A 9,453-nucleotide genomic window follows, 5' to 3' on the forward strand; every position below is an offset into this window, starting at 1 on the left:
GCTTCGGTGCGCAGCGGGTTGATCTCGGAGACGGCGCCGACGAGCGTGGTCTTGCCGACACCGAAACCGCCTGCGACGACGATCTTCGCCGAGGTCGTGGCGCGGGTGGCTCCGTTAGAGCTTGCGAAGTCCACTGAGGACCCTTTCGAGCAGCGTGACATCGGGCGTTCCGCCCGACTCGCCCGCGGCGGCGGGCTGGTGGATGGCGACGAGGCCGGCCTCGGCCAGGTCGGCCACGAGGATGCGGGCGACACCGAGCGGCACGCCGGCCAGTGCGGAGATCTCCGCGATGGACTTGACCTCACGGCAGAGGTTCACGATCCGGGCATGCTCGGGCAGCAGGCCGCCGGTCCGCTCGGCGGAGCCGGTGGTCGAGATCAGCGCCTCGATGGCGAGCTGGTACCGGGGCCGGGTACGGCCTCCGGTCATCGCATACGGGCGGACCAGCGGCTGCTGCTCGTAGCCGTCGGACTGCTGCCCGCCGTAGCCGCTGCCGTACCCGCTGCCGTACGAGCCGGCGGGTGTCGAAGGCGGGGTCATGGGTCCTCCTTGTGCTGCAGCCTTGGGCAGCCGGTTCCAGCTGGGGCGATGCCAGCTGAGGCGAAATCAGCTGCCTGAGGGTAGCTGAGGGTGAGGCGCCGGGCCTGGTCGGGTCAGACCGGCGGGGAGGTGGGACGGATGGGTCGGCCGCTCAGGGCGCTCAGTGCAGGAGACTGCCCTGGAGTTCTGCGCGGAGTGCGGGTGTGAGGACGGCGCCGGCGCGGTCGACGAGGAGGGCCATTTCGTAGCCGACCAGACCGATGTCGGAGTCCGGGGATGCGAGTACGGCGAGGGCGGAGCCGTCGCTGATGGCCATCAGGAAGAGGAAGCCGCGCTCCATCTCGACGACGGTCTGGTTGACCTCGCCGCCCTCGAAGATCCGGCTGGCGCCGGAGGTGAGGGAGGTGAGGCCGGAGGCGACGGCGGCGAGCTGGTCGGCGCGGTCGCGGGGGAAACCTTCGGACATGCACAGCAGGAGGCCGTCCGCGGAGACCACCACCGTGTGCGACACCCCAGGGGTGTTGTCCACGAAATTGGTGATCAGCCAGTTCAGGTTCTGTGCGGCCTGGCTCATCTGATTCAACTCAACGCTCCTGATGATCTGCGCCGTTGCCGTCGGTGCGGCCCCCGAAACTATCGAACCCGGGCTGCTGGGCACCATGCTGGCCGCCCTGGTTGCCCGGGCCGGACGCCTGCTCGGCGCCGACCCGGCGACCCTGCTGGATGCCGCGGCGCAGGTTGGTCAGCCGGCCGCGCACCTCCTCGGGGGCACGGGAGACCTGAGGACCGGTCAGCGGGGACGCTTCTGCGGTACCGGAGACCAGGTTGGCCTGCGGGGTCCGCCGGGGGAGGCCGGACATGGTGACTCCGTTGGTCGAGGGCTCGCGGACCTGCTCGGCCCGGCGCCAGCGCTCGTCGTTGGCGGACGGGCGCCACGGGGCGTCGCCCTCGCCGGGCTGGCCGGGGTGACCGCCCTGGCCGGGCTGCGGGGCCTGCTGCGGCTGGGCCTGGCCCTGGGGGGCCTGCGGCGCCTGCTGCGGGCGGGCCTGCGGTGCCTGCTCCTGGACACCGGGCGCGGTGGTCCCGGGCCGGCGCGGCTGGTACTGCTGCGGCCGGGCCGCCTGCGCGGCCTGGGCCTGCTGGCCGTTCTCGGCGTACCAGGCCTGCTCCGCCGGCTCGAAGCCCGGCGCACCGCCCTGGGACGGACCGGTCGGCAGCGCCATCGGCTCCTGCCGGAAGGCCTCCTGGCGGGCGGGTTCCTGGCGGACCTGCTCCTGTCGGACCTGCTCCGGACGGGTGGCCGGGTTCGGCACGTTCGGCAGTACCGGCTCGACCAGACCGAGGCCCAGCGGGTCACGCGGGTCGATCTCGCTGGCCTCGAAGCGCGGCCGGGCGAACTGCGCGGTGCTCTCCATCGGCGAGGGCTCGGCCGACGGCAGCGGCTGGGGCTGGGGCTGCGGCTGGATCTGCTGCGGCTGGGCCTGCTGGGGCTGGGCCTGCTGCGGCGGAAGCTGCGGCTGCCGGCCCTGCTGCGGCCTGTCCGGACCGGGGCGCTGCGGGCGGCGCGGACCCTGCGGACCCTGCGGGCCCTGGCCGCCCGGGCCCTGCGGGGCCTGGCCGGGCTGGCGGCGCTGCGGCAGGCCCTCCTGCGGCCGACCCGGGCGGGCGCCCTGCGGCGCACCCGGACGGCCGGACTGGTCGGCCCAGCCGTGCTGAGGCTGCTCGCCGGTCCGGGCACCCGGACCACCGTCGGACCCGCCGGGGCGCGGCCGCTCCTGGCCGGGGCGACGGCCGTCGGCGGGCCGGCCCGGACCGGGCTGCGGCGCGCCGGGCTGCTGCTGGCCGCGGCGGGGCAGGCCGCCGGGGCCGCCCTGCGACGGGCCCTGCCGGCCCGGGCCGCGCTGCGGGAGGCCGCCCTGCTGGTTCTGCTGTGCCTGCGGGTTCTGCTGCGCGGGCTGGCCCTGCTGGCCCGGCCGCCCCTGCGGCGGGGTCTCGCGCAGCGACTGGCCGACCTGGCGGGTCGGCAGGCCGGCTCCGGCCCGCCCGCCCTGGCCGCCCGGCGCGCCGGGACCGCCCTGGGCACCCTGGCCGCCGGGACCGCCCTGGCCGAGCTGCGGACGGCCCTGCGGGGCACCGCCCGCCGGACCCTGGCCGAGCGCGGCCGGGCCGCCACCGAGGCCGGCGGCCGGGCCGCCGGGCACCTGGCGCTGCTGGCGCGGCGTCGGGGCGACCCCGCGCTGCTGCTTGGCCTGCGCCGGGCCGGGACGGCCGGCGCCGCGGCGGTCGGCCGAGTTGGTGACGTCCACCGGGAGCATGACCAGCGCGGTGGTGCCGCCGGAGTCGCTGGGGCGGAGCTGGATGCGGATGCCGTGTCGCAGGGACAGGCGGCCGACCACGAAGAGGCCCATGCGGCGGGAGACCGAGACGTCCACCGTCGGCGGGTTGGCGAGGCGCTCGTTGATGTCGGCGAGGTCGTCGGGGCTGAGGCCGATACCGGTGTCGTGGATCTCGACCAGCACCCGGCCGTCCGGCAGGGCGTGGCCGGTGACCCGGACGCGGGTCTGCGGGCTGGAGAACGAGGTGGCGTTCTCCAGCAGCTCGGCGAGCAGGTGGACGAGGTCGTTGACGACGCGGCCGGCGACCTCGGCCGACGGCACCGAGGCGAGCTCGATGCGCTCGTACTGCTCCACCTCGGAGGCGGCGGCGCGGAGCACGTCGACCAGCGGGACGGGGCGGGTCCAGCGGCGGCCCGGGTCCTCACCGGCGAGGACGAGGAGGTTTTCGCCGTTGCGGCGCATACGGGTCGCGAGGTGGTCCAGCTTGAAGAGGTTGGCCAGCTGGTCCGGGTCGGCCTCGCGGCTCTCCAGCTCGGAGATGAGCGACAGCTGGCGCTGGATGAGGCCCTGGCTGCGGCGCGAGAGGTTGGTGAACATCGCGTTGATGTTGCCGCGGAGGAGGGCCTGCTCGGCGGCGAGCCGGACGGCCTCGCTGTGCACCATGTCGAAGGCGTGCGCCACGTGGCCGATCTCGTCGGTGGAGTCGACGGCGACGGGCTCGACGGTGACGTCGACGTCGTGCGGGTCGCTCTCCGAGAGCGTCTTGACGAGCTCGGGCAGCCGCCGCTCGGCGACGTCCTCGGCCGCGGCCTGCAGACGGGTCAGCGAGCGCACCATCGAGCGGGCGATGACGGCGGCGCCGCCGAGGGCGAAGAGCAGCACCAGCGCGACGGCGGCACCGATGACCAGGGCCTCGGTGTCGGCCTGGGACTGCAGGTCCTGGGCCTTGCCGTCGAGGTCCTCGATCAGCTTGCCCTCGATCCGGCGCTCGGCCGTGATCTTGGCGCTGATCTTCTCGTACCAGTCCTTGTAGCTGACCGGCTCGGTCTGGTGGATACCGCTCTGCTGGAGGATCGAGCGCGCGTAGCGGTCGGCGTCGGCGACCACCGAGTTGTAGCTGAGCTGCCCGCGCAGGTTGTCCAGGTCGTGCGAGGTGTAGATGTTGTTGAAGCTGGTGAGCGCGTTGTCGTAGGACGTGCGCAGGCGGATGCCGAAGGACTCGTCGCTCAGGCTGAGGTCGGGCTTCGGGTTGGCGAGCGCGGCGGCGATCAGTGCGCGCTGCTGCGAGGTGGCGTTCTTGGCCAGCGAGAACTGCTGCAGCGCGCGGGTCGCGCGGACCAGGTCCTTGTTGTTGGACGCGAGCGCGATGTCCTGGGAGATCGACAGCAGGTCTCGGATGATCACGTCGTAGGCGGTGATCGTGGCCTGGATGTTCTGGTTGTTCTGGTACGGGTTGCCGCGGGCGTCCGAGATCGAGTTCAGGTCGCGGCGGATCTGGAAGAGCAGCGCCTTGCCGCCGGAGAGTTCGAGGTTCTCGAACTTGTCCGAGGACGCGGTGAAGGTGCGGTTCAGGTCGTCGGTGATCTTGCGGGCGCTGACGATGTCGTCGTCGAGCGGCTTCTGCGGGTCCGCGGTGATCGGGCCGGCGCTGATGTCCCGCTCGTTCTGCAGCGCGTCGGCGAGGTTGGTCGCCTTCTTGGCCAGGTCGGAGAGGTTCGCCATCTGGGCGAGCTGCTGCGAGGCCTCGAGCGAGGTCTGGATGCGCAGGCCACCGAGGACGAGCGCGACCAGCACGGGCAGCGTGAGCAGGGCGATCAGGCGGGTACGAATCCGCCAGTTGCGCATCGCCAGCCGGCTCATACCGGTGGCGCGCCGCCGGGTGAGGGTCTTGCGGAGTTTGTCCCGGGCCGACTTGCGGTCCTGCTGGCCGTCGTCCTCCGGGCGGCCGCCCGCATCGGGCGCCGGCTCGGCCGGCCCGCCGGGCGCCGCCACCTGCTGCGGGGCTGCCACGGGCTCACGCGACTCCGGGTCACCCGCGGCGCCGCTACCCCTTTTGAAACGTCCCTGCACTGGCGTCGCAACCTCTGGACCGGGCGTCCCGCCGCGTCGCCACGGCCTGGACGGTGTCGAGTTTCCATCCGCACCCCGGCCGGTCCGGGAGAGCGGGTCGCCGGGGGTGGACTACTCCCTACCCACGGTCCGTGGCATTCCAGCACAGCCGGGGAATCCCAACAAGGGCCGCCAGGGCGCGCCGGGCGACACTACGGACCGCGCGCGCGATTTCACTGACTGTGCGGTAACAGGACCGGAATACGGCCTTTTTCGGACACTCGCCGGATACATGCCAAGCCGACCCGAGATCAACTGGACGAGCGGACCTTCCGGAATGCCCGATATATCCGCTATGCCGGTAAAACCTGATGCAGCGATATGTCGGATATAGGAGAATTGCTCCTCAATTTGTGATCAAAATCACAGGTCAATGTGTAGCTTTGGTCACGGTGCCTGTGGAATGAGATCCGTAATCTGGCTGCTTCCGGAGCACGGCCCCGATCAGCCTGCCCAGAATCTCCCCGAATCACTCAGGCCGGCGCCGGTTCATGCCGAGACGCCGTCCACGACCCAGAGGTGCTGACGCGATGTCCCAGGCGAACAAGGCCGCCACCGAGCCCACGCTCACCAGCCGTTCCACGGCGAACCCGCGCCGGACGACGCTGGCCTCGGTCGAGGACTTCAGCAAGATCCCGGGTGCCCGCAGGTCCGAGGACGTGGTGACCTACGCCACCGAGCTGCCGGCCAACACCGCCAACCCGCGCCGCACCAAGCTGATGGTCGCCCCCGTGGTCGCCGTCCCGCAGGACTGAGCGACGCCGCAGGACCGAGCCACCCGCGCTCCGCGAAGGGCGCCGGGGCCGCCCCCACCGGGCGGCTCCGGCGCCCTTCGCCGTGATCCGCCCGCTCCGGCCCGGCGCCCGGCGCCCGGGGCCGGGCCGTCCCGGACCCGGCGCGCGCCCGAGTCGGGCGCAACCCCGCCGAACAGGGGCAAAGCGGCCGGAGGGGGGCCCGCGCGATAGCCTGGTCGACGATTGAGCGGGGCCGGGCCCGAGGGCGCGGCGCCCACCAGCGCCCGGGCGCGCCCCGGGCGGCCGACGAAGCGAGGGGTAGCCCAGCCGTGCGCATTGCCAGGTTTTCCGTCCGGGAAGGGAGCCCTGCCGCCGGCAGCGTCTCCTTCGGAGTGGTCGAGGGCGACCCGGCCCAGCCCGAGTCTCTGGTCGTCCACGCCCTGGCCGGCCACCCGTTCGGGCAGCCCCAGCCCACCGGTGAGAGCTACCGGTTCCAGGACGTCCGGCTGCTCAGCCCGATGCTGCCCAACAAGATCGTCGCGGTCGGCCGCAACTACGCCGCCCACGCGGCCGAGCTGGGCAATGCCGTCCCGGACGTTCCGCTCACCTTCTTCAAGCCGTCCACCTCGGTGATCGGCCCGACCGAGGCGATCGCCTACCCGCCGTTCTCCTCGGACGTCCACCACGAGGCCGAACTGGCCGTGGTGATCGGCCGGATGTGCCGCGAGGTCCCGCTGGACCGGGTGCCCGAGGTGATCCTCGGCTACACCTGCGCCAACGACGTCACCGCTCGCGACATCCAGCAGCGCGAGGGCCAGTGGGCCCGGGCCAAGGGCTTCGACACCGCCTGCCCGCTCGGCCCGTGGATCGAGACCGACCTCGACCCGGCCGACCTGGCCGTCACCTGCACGGTCAACGGCGAGCTGCGGCAGACCGGCCGCACCTCCCTGATGGTCCGCTCGGTCGCCGAGCTGATCGTCCACATCTCCGAGGCCATGACGCTGCTGCCCGGCGACGTCATCCTCACCGGCACACCCGCTGGGGTGGGCCCGCTCAACGTCGGCGACGAGGTCGCCGTCTCCATCGAAGGCATCGGCACTCTCACCAACAAGGTGATCAAGCGTGGCTAACACTGACCCGTCCGTTCGGGTTCGCTTCTGTCCCTCCCCGACCGGGAACCCGCACGTGGGCCTGGTCCGCACCGCCCTCTTCAACTGGGCCTTCGCCCGCCACAACGGCGGCACGATGGTCTTCCGGATCGAGGACACCGACTCCGCCCGCGACTCCGAGGAGTCGTACGACCAGCTGCTCGACGCCATGCGCTGGCTCGGCTTCGACTGGGACGAGGGCCCGGAGATCGGCGGCCCGCACGAGCCGTACCGCCAGTCGCAGCGGATGGACATCTACGCCGACGTCGCCCGCCGCCTGCACGAGGCCGGCCACGCGTACCACTGCTACTGCTCCACCGAGGAGCTGGACGCCCGCCGCGAGGCCGCCCGCGCGGCCGGCAAGCCCTCCGGCTACGACGGCCACTGCCGCGAGCTGACGGACGACCAGATCGCCGTCTACAAGCTGGAGAAGCGCGAGCCGATCCTGCGGTTCCGGATGCCCGACCGCACGATCTCGTTCGACGACCTGGTGCGCGGCACGCTCACCTTCGAGCCGGAGAACGTGCCCGACTACGGCATCGTCCGGGCCAACGGCGCGCCGCTGTACACCCTGGTCAACCCGGTGGACGACGCCCTGATGGGCATCACCCACGTGCTCCGCGGCGAGGACCTGCTCTCCTCGACCCCGCGACAGATCGCGCTCTACGCGGCGCTCGCCGAGATCGGTGTCGGCGACGGCAGCACCCCGCGCTTCGGCCACCTGCCGTACGTGATGGGCGAGGGCAACAAGAAGCTCTCCAAGCGCGACCCGCAGGCCTCGCTCAACCTGTACCGCGAGCGCGGCTTCATCCGCGAGGGCCTGCTCAACTACCTGTCGCTGCTGGGCTGGTCGCTCTCGGCGGACGACGACATCTTCAGCGTCGAGCAGCTGGTCGCGGCGTTCGACATCGCCGACGTCAACGCCAACCCGGCCCGCTTCGACCTCAAGAAGTGCGAGCACATCAACGCCGAGCACCTGCGCAAGCTGGCGCCGGAGGACTTCGTCCGGCGTCTGGTGCCGTACCTGCAGGCCCCCGGCCTGCTGCCGGCCGAGCCGACCGCCGAGCAGCTGGAGCTGCTGGCCAAGGTGGCCCCGCTCACCCAGGAGCGGATGGTCGTGCTGAGCGAGATCGTGAACATGGCCGGCTTCCTCTTCGTCGACCCGGCCGACTTCACGCTCGACCCGGACGACGCGGCCAAGGTGCTCAACGCCGACGCCCGCCCGGTGCTGGAGGCCAGCGTCAAGGCGCTGGAGGCGCTGGAGGACTTCACCCCGGAGCCGATCCAGGCCGCGCTGCGCGAGGCGCTGGTGGAGGGCCTGGGCATCAAGCCCAAGTTCGCCTTCACACCGCTGCGGGTGGCCGTCACCGGCCGCCGGGTCTCCCCGCCGCTGTTCGAGTCGATGGAGCTGCTCGGCCGCCCCGAGACGCTGCGCCGGCTGACCTCCGCGCTGGCCGCCGTCCCGGCTGCCTGAGCCCCGCGCGGGCGGCTGCGGGCCCGGTTCCGACCTGGCCCGCAGCCGCCCCGGCCGCTGCCTGGGGTTATCGATTTTGGAGCCGGGGCAGACGTCGGGTAATGTTCTTTCTGCGCCGCCCGGGAGGGAACGGACGAGGGAGCGAAACCCCCGCCGGTTCCGAACGAGAGGCGCAACGCCTGAGAAGGGCCCGCAAGGGTTCAACTCTGGTGGGGTATGGTGTAATTGGCAGCACGAGTGATTCTGGTTCATTTAGTCTAGGTTCGAGTCCTGGTACCCCAGCGCAGTACAAGCAGTACCCAGCAGTACAAATGAAGATCAAGCCCCCGTTGTGTAGCGGCCTAGCACGCTGCCCTCTCACGGCAGTAGCGCCGGTTCGAATCCGGTCGGGGGTACTGATCCCGCAAGGGATCACCTGGAAAGCCCCCGTTGTGTAGCGGCCTAGCACGCTGCCCTCTCACGGCAGTAGCGCCGGTTCGAATCCGGTCGGGGGTACTGATCCCGCAAGGGATCGCCAGGAAGCCCCCGTTGTGTAGCGGCCTAGCACGCTGCCCTCTCACGGCAGTAGCGCCGGTTCGAATCCGGTCGGGGGTACCAGAGCACGAAGCCGGTGGCTGTGTCCTCCTCGAAGGAACGCCCATCGGCCGATTGCTTTGTTGGGGTATGGTGTAATTGGCAGCACGAGTGATTCTGGTTCATTTAGTCTAGGTTCGAGTCCTGGTACCCCAGCCAGATAGAGAATGAAGCCCCGGCCACCGGGGCTTTTTTGCATTTCCCGGGACATTGCCGAAAGGGCCCCGCACACTCCGGTGTGGGGGCCCTTTCCGTTGTCGGCGGGGGAGTGGTCAGCCGCGGCGCAGGGCCTCGGTCAGACGGTTGGCGGCCTCGATGATGGCCTGGGCGTGCAGCCGGCCCGGGTGGCGGGTCAGGCGCTCGATCGGGCCGGAGACGGAAACGGCGGCCACCACGCGGTTGGAGGGGCCGCGCACGGGCGCGGAGACCGAGGCCACGCCCGGCTCGCGCTCGCCGATCGACTGGGCCCAGCCGCGGCGGCGGACGCCGCTCAGCGCGGTGGCGGTGAAGCGGGCGCCCTGGAGGCCGCGGTGGAGCCG

7 protein-coding genes, 5 tRNA genes and 1 pseudogene are annotated in these 9,453 nt (G+C 71.9%); 8 read left to right on the forward strand and 5 right to left on the reverse strand.

Features of this window, described 5'->3' with window-relative positions; translation table 11 throughout:
• The 4 genes and pseudogenes from ACZ3YO_RS39600 to ACZ3YO_RS39615 form a co-directional block, all read right to left on the reverse strand.
• Positions 1 to 134, reverse strand: a pseudogene (locus ACZ3YO_RS39600) (ATP-binding protein); the annotation flags it as partial.
• A complete protein-coding gene (locus tag ACZ3YO_RS39605) occupies positions 115 to 540 on the reverse strand; it encodes a DUF742 domain-containing protein (RefSeq protein ID WP_360510186.1) in 426 nt (141 codons plus the stop codon). The gene ACZ3YO_RS39605 and the pseudogene ACZ3YO_RS39600, both read right to left, overlap by 20 nt.
• A 160-nt stretch (positions 541 to 700) precedes the next feature.
• A complete protein-coding gene (locus ACZ3YO_RS39610) occupies positions 701 to 1,114 on the reverse strand; it encodes a roadblock/LC7 domain-containing protein (protein ID WP_097236138.1) in 414 nt (137 codons plus the stop codon).
• 10 nt (positions 1,115 to 1,124) lie between these two features.
• On the reverse strand, positions 1,125 to 4,886 hold the full coding sequence (locus ACZ3YO_RS39615; RefSeq protein ID WP_465579125.1) for a sensor histidine kinase: 3,762 nt from the start codon (positions 4,884 to 4,886) through the stop codon (positions 1,125 to 1,127).
• A gap of 629 nt (positions 4,887 to 5,515) precedes the next feature.
• Here ACZ3YO_RS39615 and ACZ3YO_RS39620 point away from each other — a divergent pair.
• From ACZ3YO_RS39620 to ACZ3YO_RS39655, 8 genes are all read left to right on the forward strand, one after another.
• The gene (locus tag ACZ3YO_RS39620) at positions 5,516 to 5,740 is read left to right on the forward strand and encodes a hypothetical protein (RefSeq protein WP_465554392.1); all 225 of its coding nucleotides are present in this window, start codon (positions 5,516 to 5,518) and stop codon (positions 5,738 to 5,740) included.
• 308 nt (positions 5,741 to 6,048) lie between these two features.
• Positions 6,049 to 6,849 carry a fumarylacetoacetate hydrolase family protein gene (locus ACZ3YO_RS39625; RefSeq protein ID WP_465554394.1) on the forward strand — a complete coding sequence of 267 codons (801 nt, stop codon included), beginning with the start codon at positions 6,049 to 6,051 and terminating at the stop codon, positions 6,847 to 6,849.
• Positions 6,842 to 8,341, forward strand: coding sequence for a glutamate--tRNA ligase (gene gltX, locus ACZ3YO_RS39630; protein ID WP_465579128.1), 1,500 nt, complete (start codon positions 6,842 to 6,844; stop codon positions 8,339 to 8,341). The genes ACZ3YO_RS39625 and gltX overlap by 8 nt, the downstream gene beginning before the upstream one ends.
• 210 nt (positions 8,342 to 8,551) lie before the next feature.
• Positions 8,552 to 8,623, forward strand: a tRNA-Gln gene (locus ACZ3YO_RS39635).
• A 40-nt stretch (positions 8,624 to 8,663) separates the two neighbouring features.
• Positions 8,664 to 8,736 (forward strand) — tRNA-Glu (locus tag ACZ3YO_RS39640).
• 27 nt (positions 8,737 to 8,763) lie between these two features.
• Positions 8,764 to 8,836: transfer RNA gene (locus ACZ3YO_RS39645), tRNA-Glu, on the forward strand.
• A 26-nt stretch (positions 8,837 to 8,862) separates the two neighbouring features.
• Positions 8,863 to 8,938: transfer RNA gene (locus ACZ3YO_RS39650), tRNA-Glu, on the forward strand.
• Between the two features lie 60 nt (positions 8,939 to 8,998).
• Positions 8,999 to 9,073: transfer RNA gene (locus ACZ3YO_RS39655), tRNA-Gln, on the forward strand.
• Between the two features lie 113 nt (positions 9,074 to 9,186).
• Here ACZ3YO_RS39655 and ACZ3YO_RS39660 read toward each other — a convergent pair.
• A partial coding sequence (locus tag ACZ3YO_RS39660) for an IclR family transcriptional regulator domain-containing protein (RefSeq protein WP_465555540.1) occupies positions 9,187 to 9,453 on the reverse strand: 267 nt, incomplete at its 5' end.

It is taken from the genome of Kitasatospora sp. NPDC022785, from assembly GCF_055561295.1.

Excerpts from the sequence above, each read along its gene's own strand:
- ACZ3YO_RS39610 (WP_097236138.1), bottom strand. The coding sequence starts at position 1,114 with ATGAGCCAGGCCGCACAGAACCTGAACTGGCTGATCACCAATTTCGTG.
- ACZ3YO_RS39620 (WP_465554392.1), top strand. The coding sequence starts at position 5,516 with ATGTCCCAGGCGAACAAGGCCGCCACCGAGCCCACGCTCACCAGCCGT.
- ACZ3YO_RS39605 (WP_360510186.1), bottom strand. The coding sequence starts at position 540 with ATGACCCCGCCTTCGACACCCGCCGGCTCGTACGGCAGCGGGTACGGC.